General features: G+C 69.0%; 17 protein-coding genes. 6 read left to right on the top strand and 11 right to left on the bottom strand.

Translation table 11 applies throughout. From position 1 onward, the window contains the following. Positions 1 to 172: 172 nt before the first annotated feature. Positions 173 to 1,024 (top strand): fumarylacetoacetate hydrolase family protein, encoded by an 852-nt coding sequence (locus tag H7U20_RS27780; RefSeq protein ID WP_199762378.1) that lies wholly within the window; start codon positions 173 to 175, stop codon positions 1,022 to 1,024. 152 nt (positions 1,025 to 1,176) lie between these two features. Here the strand turns inward: H7U20_RS27780 and H7U20_RS27785 are convergent, their stop codons facing one another. Then, positions 1,177 to 2,508 carry an aspartate aminotransferase family protein gene (locus tag H7U20_RS27785; protein WP_199762379.1) on the bottom strand — a complete coding sequence of 444 codons (1,332 nt, stop codon included), beginning with the start codon at positions 2,506 to 2,508 and terminating at the stop codon, positions 1,177 to 1,179. A 120-nt stretch (positions 2,509 to 2,628) separates the two neighbouring features. On the opposite strand from H7U20_RS27785, the gene H7U20_RS27790 reads away from it, so the two are divergent. Then, positions 2,629 to 3,183: a carboxymuconolactone decarboxylase family protein gene (locus H7U20_RS27790; RefSeq protein ID WP_199762450.1), complete on the top strand. Its 555-nt coding sequence runs from the start codon at positions 2,629 to 2,631 to the stop codon at positions 3,181 to 3,183. Between the two features lie 273 nt (positions 3,184 to 3,456). Here the strand turns inward: H7U20_RS27790 and H7U20_RS27795 are convergent, their stop codons facing one another. From H7U20_RS27795 to yjgA, 3 genes are read right to left on the bottom strand one after another with little or no spacing between them, the layout of a single operon-like run. Further along, positions 3,457 to 4,125: an alpha/beta hydrolase gene (locus tag H7U20_RS27795; RefSeq protein ID WP_199762380.1), complete on the bottom strand. Its 669-nt coding sequence runs from the start codon at positions 4,123 to 4,125 to the stop codon at positions 3,457 to 3,459. A gap of 15 nt (positions 4,126 to 4,140) precedes the next feature. Beyond that, a complete protein-coding gene (gene mog, locus H7U20_RS27800; RefSeq protein WP_233411148.1) occupies positions 4,141 to 4,731 on the bottom strand; it encodes a molybdopterin adenylyltransferase in 591 nt (196 codons plus the stop codon). A 55-nt stretch (positions 4,732 to 4,786) separates the two neighbouring features. Continuing rightward, on the bottom strand, positions 4,787 to 5,398 hold the full coding sequence (yjgA, locus tag H7U20_RS27805; RefSeq protein WP_199762382.1) for a ribosome biogenesis factor YjgA: 612 nt from the start codon (positions 5,396 to 5,398) through the stop codon (positions 4,787 to 4,789). Positions 5,399 to 5,492: 94 nt separating this feature from the next. Here yjgA and pmbA point away from each other — a divergent pair, with 94 nt between their 5' ends. Beyond that, a complete protein-coding gene (pmbA, locus tag H7U20_RS27810; protein WP_199762383.1) occupies positions 5,493 to 6,845 on the top strand; it encodes a metalloprotease PmbA in 1,353 nt (450 codons plus the stop codon). 203 nt (positions 6,846 to 7,048) lie between these two features. Continuing rightward, a complete protein-coding gene (locus H7U20_RS27815; protein ID WP_199762384.1) occupies positions 7,049 to 8,143 on the top strand; it encodes a TRAP transporter substrate-binding protein in 1,095 nt (364 codons plus the stop codon). A 67-nt stretch (positions 8,144 to 8,210) separates the two neighbouring features. On the opposite strand, the gene H7U20_RS27820 is transcribed toward H7U20_RS27815, so the two are convergent. Together H7U20_RS27820 and H7U20_RS27825 are read right to left on the bottom strand one after the other, a co-directional pair. Continuing rightward, complete coding sequence (locus H7U20_RS27820) at positions 8,211 to 9,020, bottom strand: substrate-binding periplasmic protein (protein ID WP_199762385.1); 810 nt, start codon at positions 9,018 to 9,020, stop codon at positions 8,211 to 8,213. 88 nt (positions 9,021 to 9,108) lie between these two features. Continuing rightward, positions 9,109 to 10,008, bottom strand: coding sequence for a LysR family transcriptional regulator (locus H7U20_RS27825; protein ID WP_199762386.1), 900 nt, complete (start codon positions 10,006 to 10,008; stop codon positions 9,109 to 9,111). Positions 10,009 to 10,145: 137 nt separating this feature from the next. On the opposite strand from H7U20_RS27825, the gene H7U20_RS27830 reads away from it, so the two are divergent. After that, positions 10,146 to 11,789: an MFS transporter gene (locus H7U20_RS27830; protein WP_199762451.1), complete on the top strand. Its 1,644-nt coding sequence runs from the start codon at positions 10,146 to 10,148 to the stop codon at positions 11,787 to 11,789. 26 nt (positions 11,790 to 11,815) lie between these two features. On the opposite strand, the gene H7U20_RS27835 is transcribed toward H7U20_RS27830, so the two are convergent. The 5 genes from H7U20_RS27835 to H7U20_RS27855 are packed head-to-tail and all read right to left on the bottom strand — an operon-like array spanning position 11,816 to position 16,260. Next, on the bottom strand, positions 11,816 to 12,289 hold the full coding sequence (locus tag H7U20_RS27835; protein WP_199762387.1) for a DUF4405 domain-containing protein: 474 nt from the start codon (positions 12,287 to 12,289) through the stop codon (positions 11,816 to 11,818). A gap of 3 nt (positions 12,290 to 12,292) precedes the next feature. After that, on the bottom strand, positions 12,293 to 13,123 hold the full coding sequence (locus H7U20_RS27840; RefSeq protein ID WP_199762388.1) for an FAD:protein FMN transferase: 831 nt from the start codon (positions 13,121 to 13,123) through the stop codon (positions 12,293 to 12,295). Then, positions 13,120 to 13,653 carry an FMN-binding protein gene (locus H7U20_RS27845; RefSeq protein ID WP_199762389.1) on the bottom strand — a complete coding sequence of 178 codons (534 nt, stop codon included), beginning with the start codon at positions 13,651 to 13,653 and terminating at the stop codon, positions 13,120 to 13,122. The genes H7U20_RS27840 and H7U20_RS27845 overlap by 4 nt, the downstream gene beginning before the upstream one ends. A gap of 12 nt (positions 13,654 to 13,665) precedes the next feature. Next, complete coding sequence (locus H7U20_RS27850; RefSeq protein WP_199762390.1) at positions 13,666 to 14,997, bottom strand: porin family protein; 1,332 nt, start codon at positions 14,995 to 14,997, stop codon at positions 13,666 to 13,668. A gap of 30 nt (positions 14,998 to 15,027) precedes the next feature. Further along, positions 15,028 to 16,260: a cytochrome-c peroxidase gene (locus tag H7U20_RS27855; RefSeq protein ID WP_199762391.1), complete on the bottom strand. Its 1,233-nt coding sequence runs from the start codon at positions 16,258 to 16,260 to the stop codon at positions 15,028 to 15,030. Positions 16,261 to 16,321: 61 nt separating this feature from the next. Between H7U20_RS27855 and H7U20_RS27860 the strand changes: the two genes are divergently transcribed. Next, positions 16,322 to 16,744 carry a hypothetical protein gene (locus H7U20_RS27860; protein WP_233411142.1) on the top strand — a complete coding sequence of 141 codons (423 nt, stop codon included), beginning with the start codon at positions 16,322 to 16,324 and terminating at the stop codon, positions 16,742 to 16,744. Positions 16,745 to 16,750: the final 6 nt, after the last annotated feature.

Here is a 16,750-nt window from a genome sequence, read left to right on the forward strand (position 1 = left end):
CGTTCGCGACCAATTCATGGAAATAAGTTGGCGAAATCCAGCTAGACGCGGCAGAGCAGCCCTCATCTAGCTTCAAGTCCGACAGACTGCTAGGGCCGCCGCCGGGGCCGCCGGCGCCGGCGGGGCCATCGGTTAGAATGGCGCACCACCGCAATCGTCACCAAGGATACGTATGAGACTCGTTCGCTATGGCCGTCCCGGCAAAGAAAAACCAGGCCTGATCGATGATGAGGGCAAACTGCGCGACCTGTCCGGCGTGATCGCCGACATCGACGCCAGCACCCTGTCCGACAAGGCGCTGCGCAAGCTGGCCAAGGTCGCCAGCGCCAGCCTGCCACTGGTGCGCGGCACGCCGCGCTTCGGCGTGCCGCTGGCCGGCATCGGCAAGTTCATCGGCATCGGCCTGAACTACGCCGACCACGCCGCCGAGGCCGGCCTGGAGGCGCCCAAGGAACCGATCGTGTTCATGAAGGCGATCAGCTGCCTGAACGGCCCGGACGATCCCGTCATGCTGCCCAAGGGCTCGAAGAAAACCGACTGGGAGGTCGAGCTTGGCGTGGTGATCGGCACCCGCGCGCGGTATGTCGGCGAAGCCGAGGCGCTGAACCATGTCGCCGGCTACTGCGTCGTCAACGACCTGTCCGAGCGCTCCTTCCAGCTCGAACGCGGCCCGCAGTGGGACAAGGGCAAGGGCTGCGACACCTTCGGCCCGGTCGGCCCCTGGCTGGTCACCCGCGACGAGGTGCCCGACGTGCAGCGCCTCGACCTGTACCTGGAACTGAACGGCAAGCGCATGCAGACCGGCAGCACCGAGACGATGATCTTCACGGTGGCGCAGATCGTCAGCTACCTGTCGCAGTTCATGACCCTGGAGCCGGGCGACATCATCGCCACCGGCACGCCGCCCGGCGTGGGCGCCAGCCGCAAGCCGCAGCGCTTCCTGAAGAAGGGCGACACGCTGCGCGCCGGCATCGCCGGCCTGGGCGAGCAGCAGCAGGACGTGATCGCCTGGCAGGCGGCCTGAGGCCGCCAAGTCGGGAAAACCCGGGGGCGTGAAGCCGGGGTCGGACCCGCTGGGTCCGCCCCCCGCCGTGCGCCGTCGGGTGGTTTTGTGGCCGCCGGCAGCAACGACAAAGGGACCCGCGCGGGTCCCTTTGTCGTTTGGCGCGCGCCGGCTCAGTCCAGTTCGGCCAGCGCCGCGTCCAACGCCTCGGCCAGCCGCGTCACGATCTCGCCCAGCTCGGCCTCGCTGACGATGAACGGCGGCGCCAACAGGATGTGGTCGCCGCGCTCGCCGTCGACGGTGCCGCCCATCGGATAGATCATCAGCCCGCGCGCCATCGCCTGCCGCTTGATGCGCGCGTGCAGTTGCAGCGCCGGCGCGAACGGCGCCTTGCTGGCGCGCTCGCGCACCAGTTCCAGTCCCAGCAGCAGACCGCGGCCGCGGATGTCGCCGACGTGCGGATGCGCGTCGAAGGCCCGGTGCAGCAACGCGCGCAGTTGCGCGCCGCGCCGCGCCGCCTGCGCCACCAGGCCGTCGCGCCGCAACACCCGCTGCACCGCCAGCGCCGCCGCCGCCGCCACCGGATGGCCGCCGTAGGTGTGGCCGTGCTCGAAGGCGCCGCCGCCCTCGCTCAACTGGCGCACCAGCGGCGCGCGCGCCAGCACCGCGCCGATCGGCTGGTAACCGCCGCCCAGCCCCTTGCCCAGCGCCACCAGGTCGGCCACCACGTCGTCCTGCTCCAGCGCGTGCAGCGTGCCGGTGCGGCCCATGCCGCACATCACCTCGTCGGCGATGAACAGGATGTCGTGCTTGTCGCACAGCGCCCGCACGCCCTTGAAGTAGCCCGGCGTCGGCGGGATCGCGCCGCCGGTGGCGCCGACCACCGGCTCGGCGCAGAAGCCGATGACGCGCTGCGGCCCGGCGCCGACGATGCAGGCCTCCAGCTCGGCCAGCAGGCCGGCCGTGTAGTCGTCCTCGCTCTGGCCGGGCGCGCGCTCGCGCCAGGCGTAGCAGGGCGCCACCCGCGCCACGTCGATCAACAGCGGGGCGAAGTGGCGCCGGCGCTGGGTGTTGCCGCCCAGCGCCAGCGCGCCCAGCGTGCTGCCGTGGTAGCTCTGCCGCCGCGCGATGAAGATGGCGCGCTGCGGCTCGCCGCGCTCGACGTAGTACTGGCGCGCCAGCTTCAGCGCCGCCTCGACCGCCTCCGAGCCGCCCGAGGTCAGGTAGACGTGGTCGAGGTCGCCCGGCGCGTCGGCCGCCAGCAGCGCCGCCAGCTCCTCGGCCGCCTCGGTGGTGAAGAAGCCGGTGTGGGCGTAGGCGGCGCGCTCGATCTGCGCGTGCATTGCCGCCAGCACGTCGGGATGGCCGTGGCCCAGCGAGGAGACGGCGGCGCCGCCGCTGGCGTCGAGGTAGCGGCGGCCCAGGCTGTCGTCGACGTAGACGCCGCTGGCGCCGACGGCGACCGGCGGGCGCTGGCAAAGATGGCGATGGATCAGGTGGCTCATAGTGTCCTTGCGGAAGAAAAGCGACGGGGTGTCCGCAAACGATAAGCGCGGCGGGCTTGTGCTCTGTTGATTTTTCCCTGACTATGGGCAAATAGTTTCCCCACCAAAAGGATGTCCATGATGCAGGATAGACTAGGCCCGATTCCCTTCGCGCAGATGAGCGCGTCCCAGCAACTGGCCGCCCAGGCCGTCATCGACGGTCCGCGCGGCGCCCTCTACGGCCCCTTCGTGCCGCTGATCCGCAGCCCCGAGCTGATGGAGAGCGCGCAGAAGATGGGCGCCTACCTGCGCTTCCGCAGCGCCATCGGCCTGCGCCTGAGCGAGCTGGCCATCCTGGTCACGGCGCGGCAGTGGAGCCAGCAGGTCGAATGGGCCATCCACGCCCCCATCGCCGCCGAGCAGGGCATCGCCGCCGGCGTCATCGACGCCATCGCCGAGCGGCGCCGGCCCGCCGTCATGGGCGCCGACGAGACGCTGGTGTACGACTTCTGCACCGAGCTGCACGAAAGCAAGCGGGTCGGCGACGCCACCTACGCGGCGGCGCTGGAGCGCTTCGGCGAGCACGGCGTGATGGACTTGATCGGCATCAACGGCTACTACACCCTGCTGGCGATGGTGATGAACGTCGCCCAGACGGCGGTGCCTGAGTCGCCGGCCGCGCCGCTGCCGGAGTAAGGCCGGAGTAGGGCCGGAGTAGGGCCGGAGGACGCGCCGGCGCGCGCCGGGCGCGCCGGCTGGGCCAGGCCCACGGCGCCGCGCACTGCTGGCGCGCCAACGGCAAATTGCGCAGGCTGCAAACGCAAAAATCCCCGGACCGGCCGGGGATTTTTGTGAGGAACTGAAGGTGTCGCGGATGCCGGCGAACCCCAGCGGCAAAGAGCCGGGGTCAGACCCGCCGGGTCCGACCCCGGGTGTCGTCCTTGGGTTTTGCCGGCGTCGCCGTCCCGCCTACAGCAGCACGCGCTTGAGCCAGGCGCCGATGTGCGCCACTTCCTCCTGGCACACCGAGTGCTGCATCGGATACTCGTGCCATTCGACCTGGTAGCCGAGCTGCTTGAGCAGGTCGCGCGACTGCTCGGCGCGTGCCACCGGAATCACCGGGTCCATGCGGCCGTGCACCATGAAGATCGGCGTGGCCAGGCTGGCCGCCGTGTGCTCCTTGACCGCCAGGTCGGCGATCGGCACGTAGCCGGACAGGCACATCAGGCCGGCCAGTTTTTCCGTCTGCCGCAGGCCGGTCTGCAAAGTCATCGCGCAACCTTGCGAGAAGCCGGCCAGGATGATGCGGTTCGGCGGGATGCCGCGCGCCACTTCGCGTGCGATCAAGGCTTCGACCTTGAGCTGCGAGGCGCGCAGGCCGGCCTCGTCCTCGTGCCGACCCAGGTCGGTGGCGACGATGTCGTACCACGAGCGCATCACATGGCCGCCGTTGATGGTGACGGGCATGGTGTCGGCGTTGGGGAAGACGAAGCGGATCGCCGGCAGGCCGCGCAGATCCAGCTCGCGCACCATCGGCACGAAGTCGTTGGCGTCGGCGCCCAGGCCGTGCATCCAGATGATGGCGACACTCGCGTCAGGCGCCGATTCGATGTCGATGGTTTCTAACAATGTGCTCATTCGTTTCCTAGGGCTTCAGGCGGCGGGCGGACGCAGCGCCGACTTCGGCCGGAACGTCTTGCTCACCGCTGGGTTGGTTTCCATGTAGGGGCCGCCGATCAGGTCGACGCAATACGGCACGGCGGCGAAGATGCCGCCCACCAGCAGCTTGCCGTCGGCGTCGCGCAGGCCTTCGAGGGTTTCCTTGATGGCCTTCGGCTGGCCCGGCAAATTCATGATCAGGGCGGCGTGGTCGGCCGTCTCGCGGATCACCGCCAACTGGCGCGACAGGATCGCGGTCGGCACGAAGTGCAGGCTGATCTGTCGCATCTGCTCGCCGAAGCCGGGCATTTCCTTGCTGCCGACGGCCAGGGTGGCCTCCGGTGTGACGTCGCGCCGCGCCGGGCCGGTGCCGCCGGTGGTCAACACCAGGTGGCAGCGCACCGTGTCGACCAGCTCGATCAAGCTCGCCTCGATCTGCGCGCGCTCGTCGGGAATCAAGCGGGTCTCGACGCGGAACGGCGTGCTCAACGCGGCCGCCAACCATTCCCGCAGGGCCGGAATGCCCTGGTCCTGGTAGACCCCGCCGCTGGCGCGGTCGGACACCGACACCAGGCCGATCACCAGCTCCGCCGCGCCGCCGCTGCTGCTGCCGGCGCCGCCGTTGCCGATACCGGCGCTGTTACTCGTCATCTTCTTCGTCGTCTTGCGCGTCGGCCGCGGCGGCCGCGTCGGCGGCCTTCGCCTTGGTCTTCTTCGCCTCGACCTGCTTGAGGATCTGGAAGATCTCGCGGTAGGCCTTCGGCGGCTTGCTCTCGGCCTGCTCTTTGCGCGCGTTGCGGATCAGCGTGCGCAGGTGCTGCGCGTCGAGTTCCGGGTTTTCCGCCAGCAAGGTTGTCAGAATCTTATCGTCGGTCAGCAGCTTCTCGCGGCGGCGCTCCAGCGCGTGCATGGCGTTGGTGTCGGCCTTGGACAGACCCTTCCAGCTGTCGATCGCCTGTTGGATCGCCGCCACTTCGGCCTCGTCCAAGGTGCGCATCTTCTTGCCGACGTATTGCAGCTGGCGGCGGCGGCCTTCGTGGTTGGTGATCAGCTGGCACTCGAGGATGGCGTCGCGCACGTCCTCCGGCATCGGCACCCGCTTGACGCGGTCGCGCGGCTCGGCGATCAGGGCGGCGCCCAGTTCCTGCAGGGCGTTGACCTGGCGCTTCATTTCGGATTTTGACGGACGTTCGTATTCCTGCTCGAACTCGGATGATTGGAAGCCGCAAGCGCCCCGGTTTGGATTTGGCATATTATTAACTCCAGGTTTAGCGCAAGGCCGCCCCTGTAAACTGTAAACGACTGCTATGATACCTGTTTTAGCGGCCATCCGAAGAAAACAGCCCATGAACGACTCCGTATTTACCCACAGCCAGGACCAATTGAAACAACTCGCCCGCGACGTCTTGACGTTCGCCCGGGAGAAAGGCGGCACCGATTGCGCCGTCGAAATCAGCGAGGGTAGCGGGCTGTCGGTGTCTGTGCGCAAGAGCAAAATCGAGACCATCGAGCAGAACAAGGACAAGGGCATGGGCGTGACGGTCTTCATCGGCCAAAAGCGCGGCAACGCCAGCACCTCGGACTTCTCGCCGGCGGCGCTGCGCGCCACGGTCGAGGCGGCCTACAACATCGCCTGCTTCACCGCCGACGACGACTGCGCCGGCCTGGCCGACGCCGACATGCTGGAAATGGCGCCGCGGGACCTCCAGCTGTTCTACCCGTGGACCATTTCCACCGAGGAAGCCGTCGCCCTGGCCCAACGCGCCGAGGCGGCCGCTTTCGCCGTCGACCCGCGCATCACCAACAGCGAGGGCGCCGGCGTCCACGTGCAGCAATCGCACTTCATCTCGGCCAACTCGCGCGGCTTCATCGGCGGCTACCCGTATTCGCGCCACACCCTGTCGGTCGCGCCGATCGCCGGCAAGGGCGCCAAGATGCAGCGCGACGACTGGTACACCTCGGTGCGCGACCCGGAAAAAATGTCCTCGGCCGAAGCCGTCGGCCGCTACGCCGCCGAACGCGCGCTGGCGCGCCTGAACGCGCGCAAGCTCGACACCCGCACCTGCCCGGTGCTGTTCGAGGCGCCGCTGGCGGCCGGCCTGCTGGGCGCCTTCGTCCAGGCCACCTCGGGCGGCGCGCTGTACCGCAAATCGACCTTCCTGCTCGACTCGCTCGGCACCGCCGTGTTCCCCAGCCACATCCAGGTCAAGGAAGACCCGCACGTGGTCGGCGCCGTCGGCTCGGCGCCGTTCGACGAGGAAGGCGTGCGCACCGTCAAGCGCGACGTCGTCAAGGACGGCGTGGTGCAGGGCTATTTCCTGTCGACCTATTCGGCGCGCAAGCTGGGCATGCAGACCACCGGCAACGCCGGCGGCTCGCACAACCTATCGCTGACCTCCAGCCTGACCAAGCCGTCGGACGACTTCGTCGCCATGCTCAAGAAGATGGGCACCGGCCTGCTGGTCACCGAGCTGATGGGCCAGGGCACCAACTACGTCACCGGCGACTACTCGCGCGGCGCCTCCGGCTTCTGGGTCGAGAACGGCATCATCCAGTACCCGGTCGAGGAGATCACCATCGCCGGCAACATGAAGGACATGCTGGCGCAGATCGTCGCCGTCGGCGCCGACGTGCTGGTGCGCGGCACCAAGCAGACCGGCTCCATCCTGCTCGAAAACATGGTGGTGGCTGGCGGCTAGGCGCGAGCGCGGGCCGCCGCCGCGGCCCGACTGTTGTTTGTGACTGTTGTTTGTCCATGCCCGATGGCCGCCCCGCGCGGCCATTGTCGTTTCCGCCGCCATATTTTCGTTGCACGGCGCCGGGACAGCTCATACACTGTGCCCAGCATTTATCAATGCTGTAACGTTTTCGTGACGTCAAAAAACACTAGGAGACTTTAGGTATGGAACGTCGTTCCTTTCTGAAAAAAACAGCAGTCGGCGCCGGCGCCGGCGTCATCGCGGCCCCCGCCCTGGCGGCCGACGCATTGCCGACCATCAATTGGCGGCTGGCCTCGAGCTTCCCCAAATCGCTCGACACCATCTTCGGCGCCGCCGACACCTTCACCAAACGCGTCGCCGCGCTGACCGGCGGCAAGTTCAACATCCGCAGCTTCGCCGCCGGCGAAATCGTCCCCGGCCTGCAAGTGATGGACGCGGTCCAGGCCGGCACCGTCGAGATGGGCCACAGCGCCTCGTACTACTACTTCGGCAAGGACGCCACCTTCGCCTTCGACTGCGCCGTGCCCTTCGGCCTGACCTCGCGCCAGCACACCGCCTGGTACGACCAGGGCGGCGGCCGCGAGCTGACCCGCGAGTTCTTCAAAGGCTACGGCATCATCAACTTCCTCGGCGGCAATTCCGGCACCCAGATGGGCGGCTGGTTCCGCAAGGAGATCAAGTCGGTGGCCGACCTGAAGGGCACCAAGATGCGCGTCGGCGGCTTCGCCGGCCGCGTGCTGGAACGCCTCGGCCTGGTGCCGCAACAGCTGGCCGGCGGCGACATCTACCCGGCGCTGGAAAAAGGCACCATCGACGCCGCCGAGTGGGTCGGCCCCTACGACGACGAAAAGCTGGGCTTCTACAAGGTCGCGCCCTTCTACTACGCGCCGGGCTGGTGGGAGGCCGGCGCCTCGTTCTCCTTCTACGTCGGCATCAAGGAGTGGGAAAAGCTGCCCAAGGAATACCAGGCCGCGCTGGAAGTGGCCACCTACGAGGCGCATCTGGTGATGCAGGCCGAGTACGACGCCCGCAACCCGGCCGCCCTGGCCCGCCTGCTGAAGAACGGCGTCAAGCTGCGCAACTTCCCGAAAGACACGATGGATGCCTGCTACAAGGCCGCCAACGACGTCATGAACGAGGAGGCGGCGAAGAACGCCAAGTTCAAGAAGATCTACGAGCCGTGGAAGCGCTTCCGCCAGGACCAGAACCAATGGGCCTCGGTGGCCGAGGCGACCATGCAGAACTATCTGATCAGCGCCGGCCGCGGCGGCAAGTAAGCCGCCCCGTCGTGCGCTGCCAGCGAACCCGCCACGGCGGGTTTTTTTACGTCCGCCGCGGCGGCCGTCAAGGCGCCTCGCCTTCCCATTTGACGCGCAGGCGTTCCAGCGTGCCGTCGCCGCGCAGCTGGACGATGGCCAGGCGCATCCGCTCGACCCGCTCGGCCGGCAGCTTGCGCGAGGCGACCATGTACAGGCCCTCGCTGAGGATCGGCGGCGACAGCAGCTTGATCCGGTTGTCCATGCCGGCGCGGCTGATCTCCCACTGGATGCCGGGCGCGCGGTGCAGGTAGAAGCGGCCGCGGCCGGCCAGCAGCTTGTTGAAGTTGGTGACCGAATCGTTGCCGCCGTCGTCGACGCGCAGGCCGCCGATGCGCTTGAGGCGCTGGGCGATGCCGAAGCCGTGCATGACCAGCACGGTGCCCTGCTCGCCGAGCCGGCGCACGTCGTCCCAATCCTTGACGCGCACCTGGTCGTCGGCGCGCACCGCCAGATAGAAGTTGGCCGGAAACAGCGCCGGCTCGATGAAGTGGAAGCGCGCCTCGCGCTCGGGCGTGCGCAGCAGCGCGCAGGCGACATCCAGCGTGCCCGCCGCGACGCCGGCCTCGACCCTGGGCACCGGCAGCCAGTGCTGCGTGCCGACGAAGCGCAGCTCCGGGTCGAGCCGCTCGATGGCGTGCAGGATGTCGATGCACAGGCCGCCCACCTGGTGTCCGCCGACGCCGTGCTGGGCGACGAATTTCGGCGCCGTGGCGTCCTGCGCGGCGGTGCGGATGTCCACCGCGCCGGCGCCGCCGGCCCACAGCAGCAGGGCCAGCGCGGCGGCGCGGCGCAGCCGGCCGTGGCGCGGGGGAGGCAAGGACACGGACATAGGCATGACTTTCCGGGAAGTGGGGACTGCTTGGCCATCCAGTCCGGGCATTGTACTGCGTAATCTGCGTAATATTACTTGCTTGTCATGCGCGTCATGCCGCCGCCGACAAAGATTTTTCATGCCCGCGGCGGCGCCGGCCGGACGCCGCCGTCATGCTTTGCAGCAGTTCGCCGAAAGCCCGCGCCGCCGGGCTTTTGTCGCCGCCGCGCCAGACCAGCACGAAATCGGCCGCCGGCAATGGCGGCAAGCCGTATTCGCCGTCGACGCAGCGCATGCCCGCCGTCAGATCGCTGGGCAGTTGCACCGTCACGCCCAGCCCGGCCAGCACCGCCGCCCGTATCCCCTCCGCGCTCGGCGAGGTGAAGGCGATATGCGTGCTCAACGCCGTGGCGGCCAGCGCCAGCTCGGCCACGCTGCGGTTGACGCAGGGCGGCGGCGACAGCGCCAGCGGCAGCGAGGCGCCCGGCGCCGCCGCGAAACCGTCGGCGGCGGCCCAGATGAAATGGGTGCGCCGCAACACGTCGGCCGCCGCCACCGCGTCCGCTTCGCCCAGCACCACGGCCAGGTCCAGTTCGCCCGCCTTGGCCATCGCCCGCAAGTCCAGATAGGTGCCGACCTGAACGTCGAGCCGCACCGCCGGATAGTCGCGCGAGAACTGGCCCAGCAGCGCCGGCAGACGCTCGCCCATGAAGGTTTCCGGCACGCCGAAGCGCAGCACGCCGGCCACCGCCGAGGTCTGGAAGCGGCGCGTCAGCGCGTCGAGCGCGTCGAGCGCGATGCGGGCGTGGCCGAGGAAGTCGTGGCCATCCTCGGTCAGCGTCAGGCTGCGCGTGGTGCGCTGCAGCAGCGGCCGGCCGGCCTGCTGTTCCAGCCGGCGGATCTGGTGGCTGACGGCCGACTGGGTCAGGTGCAGGCGCTGGGCGGCGCGGGTGAAACCGCCCGCTTCGGTGACGGCGATGAAGGCGCGCAGCAGGGCGGGTTCGAAATCCATGGTGTCGATCTATGATGGCAATTACTGAATTGTACAAAATTAAATCATTTCCGTCATGGCCGGCGTGGCGCGATACTGCCGGCCAGAGGCGTCCGCCGTGGCGGCGCCGTTCCGACCACGACCCGAAAGGAAAGATGATGCGCCTGTCGCGCTCCCGTAAAAACTCACTGGCCCTGGCGGCCAGTTGCCTGGCCTCGCTGATGTTCGGCCTGGAAATTTCCAGCGTGCCGGTGATCCTGCCGGCACTCGAAAAAGTGCTGCACGGCGATTTTCAAGACTTGCAATGGATCATGAACGCCTACACCCTGGCCTGCACCACCGTGCTGATGGCGACCGGCGCGCTGGCCGACCGCTACGGCCGCAAACGGCTGTTCATCGGCAGCATCGTCGCCTTCGGCCTGGCCTCGCTGCTGTGCGGGCTGGCCGCCAACACCGCCGCGCTGATCGCCGGCCGCGCTTTGCAAGGCGTGGCCGGCGGCGCCATGCTGATCTGCCTGCTGGCCATCCTGTCGCATCAGTTCCGCCAGGGCCCCGAGCGCACGCGGGCCTTCGCCACCTGGGGCATGGTGTCCGGCATCGGCCTGGGCTTCGGCCCCATCGTCGGCGGCATGATCGTCGCCCTCAGCGATTGGTCCTGGGTGTTCCTGATCCACTTGCCGCTGGCCGCGCTGACGCTGGCGCTGGTGCTGGCCGGCGTCGACGAATCGCGCGATCCGCAGGCGGCCCGGCTCGACGTGGCGGGCATCGCCACGCTGTCGCTGGCCGTGTTCGGCCTGAGCTACAGCATCACCCAGGGACCGGCGTTGGGCGGCGACGTGCTGCGCATCGTCGGCGCCGCGTTGGCGCTGCTGGGCGGCCAGCTTGACCTCGCGCCCGCCCTGGCGCCGGCCATCGCCGCACTGGCGGCGGGCGGCGTGGTGTTGGCCACGGCGCTGAGCCTGGTCGCCTTCGTCGTCATCGAAAAGCGCCAGCCGCATCCGATGATGGACTTCGCCGTATTCCGCAACCGCCGCTTTTCCGGCGCCCTGTGCGGCTCGCTGGGCATGAATTTCAGCTATTGGCCCTTCATGATCTATCTGCCGATTTACTTCCAGAGCGTGCTCGGTTATGGCAGCGTGCGGGCCGGCCTGGCGCTGCTGGCCTACACCGTGCCCACGCTGCTGCTGCCGCCCCTGGCCGAGCGCCTGGCGCGCGGCGAGCGGGCCGGCCTGGTGATCCCGGCCGGACTGTTCACCATCGGCTCGGGCTTCATGCTGATGTATCTGGGCGCCGGCGCCGGGCCGCTGGCCTGGCTCGGCGTGCTGCCGGGCGCGGCGCTGGCCGGCATCGGCCTGGGCCTCACGCATACGCCCGTCAGCAACACCGCCACCGCCGCCGTCGCCGCCAACCGCGCCGGCATGGCGTCCGGTATCGACACCAGCGCCCGGCTGATCGCGCTGGCGATCAACATCGCCCTGATGGGCTCGATACTGCTGGCCGGGATCTCGGCGTATCTGCAAGCGCGCCTGCCCGGCGCGCCGGACGCCGGCCGCGTGCGCGCGCTGGCCGAGCGGATCGCCGCCGGCGATGTCGCCGCCGCCGCGCAGAGTCTGGCGCCGGCCGACGCGGCGGCGCTGGCCGCGCAAGCCGCCGAGATCGCGCATGGCGCGCTGCTGCAGGGCTTCGAATGGGTGATGTTGTATGGCGGCGCGGGCGCCTGGCTGCTCGCCGGCCTCAGTTGGCTGACCTTCGCGCCCCGCGCCGGCACGGCGGCGGCCGGCGTGGCGGCGCCGCCGGCCTAGTGCGAACTGGTGTGGCCCGGTGTGGCCTAGTGCGCCCGGTGCGGACTGCCGCGCCGTCCCAGCGCCACGTGCAGCACGGTCAGCGCGCCCATCGCCAGGCCGACGATCCAGTGCGTCGCCGACCACAGCGGCCGGTCGGCCTCGCCGGCCAGGTAGTACAGGCCGTAGCCGCTGGCGGTGAGCAGCGCCAGCGTGAGCAGCATGCCCCAGCCGGTGGCCAGGTTGCGGCCGGCCTTGAGGGCGCGGCGGATGTGGGCGTTCATCAGGCTGCCGACGAAGAACAACATCAGCATCGCGCTGGCGCCGTGCAGCTTCATGGCCCAGGGTTCGAGCGGGTGGATGGTTTCGCCGAACTGGCCGACCGGCCGCATGAAGTAGCGCGCCAGCAGCCAGGCGGCGCCGCTCGCCAGCAGCGCGAAGCAGCTCAGGTAGATGCAGCGCCGGTGCCAGCGCTCCAGGCGCAGATTGATGTGGTGACGGGAGTGGTGGGTGGGGTGCATCGCTCAGATTATAAGCGCTGTGGCGGCGAAGGCTTGCAGCGCCGGGTGCGCCGCGTCGCCGCTGGCCAACACCACCTTGGTCAGCGCGTCGGCCACGGCGCAACTGGCGGCGCGCACCGAGACGCTGCCGGCGGCGGCGCCGAGCGCACTGCCGTCGCGGCCGTCGACCAGCGCGCTGACGTCGCGGCCCTCGTGCCGGCGGGCGGAAAAATAGCTGGCCGAGGTGGCCAGCGCTTCGTCGCGCAACTCCAGCACGGCGCCGGCGCGGCCCGGATCGCGCGGCGCGCGCAGCCGCACCGGCCACGCCAGCGGGCCGATGGCGCGCAAGTCGCCGCCGGCGTTGACACAGGCGCTGGCGATGCCGGCGTCGCCCAGCGCGGCCAACGCCAGATCGACGGCATAACCCTTGGCGATGCCGCCCAGGTCGACCCAGCCCGGCACCGCCTTGCGCACCCGCAGGCCGGCCTCGCAGCGCAGCACCGTCAGGCCGGGCCGGTAGGCCGGCACCTCCGGCTGCGGCGCCGGCAGGCAGTCCCAGGCCACCAGGCGCGGCGCGCAGGCGATGTTGAAGATCTGCTCGGATTGGTCGGCGACGCGCTGCGCCAGCTCCAGCACCCGCCAGGTGTGCGGATCGACGGTCAGCATATCGCCGGGCCAGGCGCGGTTGAGCCGCGCCACGTCGCTGTCGGCGGCGTGAAAACTCATCAGCCGGTGCACCAGCGCCACCTCGGCGAAGGCCAGCGAGATGGCCCGCTGCACGGCCTCGTCCGGCAGCGCGTCGGCCACCGTGATCTCGACCAGAGTGCCCAGCCAGGGCTGGGCGCGGCGGATCATTTTTTCAGCACCGCCTGGGCGATGGCGGCGATGCGCCGCACGCCGTCGGTCAGGTGGGTGCAGGACAGGGTGGCGCCGCTGATGTTGGCGATGCCCTCGCCGATGGCGATGCCGCCCTGCGCCGTCTTGCCGACGAACTGGCGGCGCCAGGCCGGCGTGCGGATTTCGCCGCCGTGGCTCTCGCGGTAGCTCAGCACCTCGACCTGGCGCACGCTGGCGTCCGGGTTGACGCCGACGGCGTAGGAGATCAGCTCGAACTTGCCGACCACGTCGTCGAGCACCATCCAGCCAAGCAGCGCGTCGCCCTTGTAGGCGCCGAACACGCGCCAGTTGACCGAGCGCGCCGCCAACCCGGCCAGCTTCTCCACCTGCTGCATCTGCGCCGCGTTGAGCGCGACGTTCTGCTCGCGGAAGGCGCTCGCCTCGGGGAACATCAGCTTCTGCGCCTGCTCGGCGCTCAGATACTGGGTGGCGAACACCGGCGCGCACACCGCGCCGGCCGCCAGCGGAATCCACTGTGAATAGCGCATGGCCGCTGCCCCTTAGTAGGAGAAGCCGACGCCAAGGTTCAGGCGGTCGCGCGTTTTATCCTCGCGGAATTTCTGATAGTCGGCCTTCAGCACCACGCCCTCGCCGACGCGCAGATTGGCGCCGACGGTGCTGACCTTCTCGTCGGCGGCCGGCGCCACGCCCAAGCCCTGCGGCACGGCGGCGTAGCTCTTCGCCGTGTTGAACTGCTCGTAGCGCACGAAGGGGCTGAGCGTGTAGTCGCCCGCCTTGAGCAGCTGGTAGGCGGCCTGCGCGTACCAGCCGGCGAAGCTGCGCGGCACCGGATTCGGGTTGCCGACGAAGGTGGCGTTGAGCTCCTCGGTGTTGCTGATCTGGCCGCGCGCATACAGCGCCGACAAGTCCCAGTGGCCCGGCGTGTAGCGGGTGTGCAGGTCGTAGACGGTGATGCGGGCGTCCTGCGCGGCGAAGCCCTCGGTCTTGTGGCCGGCCTTGCCGGTGAAGACGGAGCCGCCCACCAGCAGGCCGGGCACGCCGCGCCAGTTCAGCGCGCCGTGCACGCTCATGTGGCGCGACTTGGCCATCTGGCCCTCCTGGTGGATGCTGCCCAGCGGCGACTCGCGGCCGTCTTCGCCGGCGGCGTCCCACTTGCTCAGGTCGAAGCCGGTGGTGATGCCGGCGTCCCAGGTCAAACCGTTGGCGGTGTCGCCGGACAGGCCGAGGCCGGCCTCGCGCCAGGTCGACGGGATGATCGCCGTCTCGACGAAGTTGCGCTCGACGCCGTAGTAGGCGGTCGGTTCGTGGTTGGTGTTGAGCAGGCCGGCCGGGATCAGGAACAGGCCGGCCTTGCCGCGCAGGCCGTTGCCGAATTCGCGCTCGACGTACAACTGTTCGACCTCGCTCTCGCCTTTGTCGTCGGCCGACACGATGGCATGCTCCCACTCGAATTCCGAGACCAGCTTGGTCTTGTCGTCGAAGCGGTGGGTGATGCCGATGACGGCGCGGCGCACGTCGGTCTGGGCGGCACTGGCGTTCTTGCTCGGACGGTTGTAGTTGATCTCGCCGTAGCCGGTCAGCACGGTGCGGGGCGCCGCGGCGGAGGCTTGCACGGCGGCGGCGCCTGCGCTCTGCACGGCGCTGGCGGCGGCCGCTGCGGCGACGGCCGGCGCAGCGGCGGCCATTTCCTGCTGGCGCTGCTCGACGACGTCGGTTTTCTTCACGCTGGCCTTCAGTTCGGCCTTCAGCTGTTCCAACTCGGCGGCCATTTTCTCAATGCGTTGCAGCAGTTCGGCCTCGCCGGCGGTGGCCGACAGCGGTGCGCTCAGGAAGGTGGCCGCGAGGGCTGCGGCGATCAGGTTCTGGTTCATGGTCGATTCTCTTGAAAGTGATTGGGTGTGTTAGGGGGCGCGGTAGCCGTCGGTCAGCGTGCCGAGGAACTGCACGACATCGTCGATCTCGGCCGGCGACAGGGCCGGGGCCATGCCGGGCTTGCGGTTGTACGGTACTTCGCTGACGTTGACGTTGCCGCGATACCGCTCGGGCAAATCGTTGAACTTGTCCACCTTGCCGTCGGCGCCGAGCGGATACCACTCCTCCGGACTGGTGTCGCGCCGCACATAGAAGGCCACCACGTCCTTCAGATTGTCGAAGGCGCCGTTGTGGAAGAAGGTCTTGCGCGTGGCGACGTTGCGCAGGGTGGGCACCTTGAAGGCGCCGCACAGGTCGGCGCGGGCGGCCAGGTCGGCGCGGTCCGGGCCGCACAGGCCCAGGTCGAAATAGGCCGGGTCGGCGGTGGCCTTCAGGCGCGGATTGCGCGGCACACCCAGGTTGTCGTAGGTGAAGTCGGTGAACAGCGGCGGCGCGCCGTCGCTGCCGCGCATGCTGGCGTGGCAGCCGATGCAGTTGCCCTTGCTGGTGTCGTTGAACAGGGCCAGGCCGCGCAACTCGGCGTCGGCCAGCTTCACCTTGCCGGCGAGGAACTGGTCGTACTTCGAATCGAAGGGATGGAACTCCGGGTCCTCTTTCTGGTACTGCTGCAGCGCGAAGGTGATGCGGCCGAAGGCCTGCTCGGCGTTGTCGAAAATGGCGGCGCCGAACTGTTGGCGGAACTGCTCCGAGTAGCCGGCCTTGCGCAGGCGCGCGACCACCTCGTCCTTGCTGGCGTTGGCCATCTCGTGCGCCGCCAGGAAGGGGCGCTCGGCCTGCTCGGCCAGCGACTGGACGCGGCCGTCGCGGTTGAAGCCGCCGGTCGGCGTGCCTTCCTTGTCGAAGAAGAAGGCCGGCGTCTGGTTCAGGTAGCGCAGCGACGGCGCGGCGCGGAAGCCCTGCGTGTCGCCGTTCGGCCCGCCCAGCTCGGCCGACAGATTGCCGACCGGGCCGTGGGCCTTGTCCGGGCTGTGGCAACTGGCGCAGGACTGTTTGCCGGAGGCCGACAGCGTGACGTCCTTGAAGATCTTCTCGCCCAGCTGGGCGGCTTGGCTCAGGCCGGTGTCGACCGGCGGGGTGACGGTGGCGGGCGTGGCCGCGCCGCCGCCACCGCCACCGCCACTACAGGCGGCCAGGGCCAGGGGCAAAACGGCGGCGCCGAGCCGGGACAGGGCGTGGCCGAAGGAAAGTTTATTGTTGTGCATTGCCTGGGATGATGGGAAAGTTGATTGCAAATGAGAATGATTATAGTTTGCGATTGCAATCATGGCAATGAAATGGGGCGAATTGTTGCGTATTTGTCGAAAAATATGGGAAGTTAATATGGGATTGAGGACGGCGTTGGCACAAACGGCTACGTTTACAGCCGGCGCCAGATGGACTGGGCGGCCGTGGCGGGGTGGTCATCCGGCGCTGGCTCTGGCAAGATGCGCCCTTACTACCAACAACGAAAAGGCCGCGATTCCCATGCGCAAACAATTCACCGCATTACTTGTCGCCGGCGCCCTAACCTTGTTGCTGTTGTTTTTGCTGTCGAGCGTAGGCAATGCGCTCGCCCGGCAGTTTTTCGCGCTGGAGGCCGAGTGGCAGACGCGCATCAAGCTGGCCTGCGGCGGGTTGCTGCTGTTGGTCAACGGCGTGCTGGCCGTCGTGGTGATCCGCCGCAAGCTGCGCGCCAAGCGCGGCTGAGCGGCG

It is taken from the genome of Rugamonas violacea, from assembly GCF_016461825.1.
Classification (GTDB): Bacteria; Pseudomonadota; Gammaproteobacteria; order Burkholderiales; family Burkholderiaceae_D; genus Rugamonas.

What these genes read in the sequence shown, in the direction of transcription:
- H7U20_RS27825 (WP_199762386.1), bottom strand. Translation starts at nt 10,008, where the DNA reads ATGGATTTCGAACCCGCCCTGCTGCGCGCCTTCATCGCCGTCACCGAA.
- H7U20_RS27815 (WP_199762384.1), top strand. Translation starts at nt 7,049, where the DNA reads ATGGAACGTCGTTCCTTTCTGAAAAAAACAGCAGTCGGCGCCGGCGCC.
- H7U20_RS27790 (WP_199762450.1), top strand. Translation starts at nt 2,629, where the DNA reads ATGCAGGATAGACTAGGCCCGATTCCCTTCGCGCAGATGAGCGCGTCC.
- pmbA (WP_199762383.1), top strand. Translation starts at nt 5,493, where the DNA reads ATGAACGACTCCGTATTTACCCACAGCCAGGACCAATTGAAACAACTC.
- H7U20_RS27820 (WP_199762385.1), bottom strand. Translation starts at nt 9,020, where the DNA reads ATGCCTATGTCCGTGTCCTTGCCTCCCCCGCGCCACGGCCGGCTGCGC.
- H7U20_RS27840 (WP_199762388.1), bottom strand. Translation starts at nt 13,123, where the DNA reads ATGATCCGCCGCGCCCAGCCCTGGCTGGGCACTCTGGTCGAGATCACG.
- H7U20_RS27855 (WP_199762391.1), bottom strand. Translation starts at nt 16,260, where the DNA reads ATGCACAACAATAAACTTTCCTTCGGCCACGCCCTGTCCCGGCTCGGC.
- H7U20_RS27850 (WP_199762390.1), bottom strand. Translation starts at nt 14,997, where the DNA reads ATGAACCAGAACCTGATCGCCGCAGCCCTCGCGGCCACCTTCCTGAGC.
- H7U20_RS27845 (WP_199762389.1), bottom strand. Translation starts at nt 13,653, where the DNA reads ATGCGCTATTCACAGTGGATTCCGCTGGCGGCCGGCGCGGTGTGCGCG.
- H7U20_RS27860 (WP_233411142.1), top strand. Translation starts at nt 16,322, where the DNA reads ATGGCAATGAAATGGGGCGAATTGTTGCGTATTTGTCGAAAAATATGG.
- H7U20_RS27785 (WP_199762379.1), bottom strand. Translation starts at nt 2,508, where the DNA reads ATGAGCCACCTGATCCATCGCCATCTTTGCCAGCGCCCGCCGGTCGCC.
- H7U20_RS27830 (WP_199762451.1), top strand. Translation starts at nt 10,146, where the DNA reads ATGCGCCTGTCGCGCTCCCGTAAAAACTCACTGGCCCTGGCGGCCAGT.
- H7U20_RS27795 (WP_199762380.1), bottom strand. Translation starts at nt 4,125, where the DNA reads ATGAGCACATTGTTAGAAACCATCGACATCGAATCGGCGCCTGACGCG.
- H7U20_RS27780 (WP_199762378.1), top strand. Translation starts at nt 173, where the DNA reads ATGAGACTCGTTCGCTATGGCCGTCCCGGCAAAGAAAAACCAGGCCTG.
- yjgA (WP_199762382.1), bottom strand. Translation starts at nt 5,398, where the DNA reads ATGCCAAATCCAAACCGGGGCGCTTGCGGCTTCCAATCATCCGAGTTC.
- H7U20_RS27835 (WP_199762387.1), bottom strand. Translation starts at nt 12,289, where the DNA reads ATGCACCCCACCCACCACTCCCGTCACCACATCAATCTGCGCCTGGAG.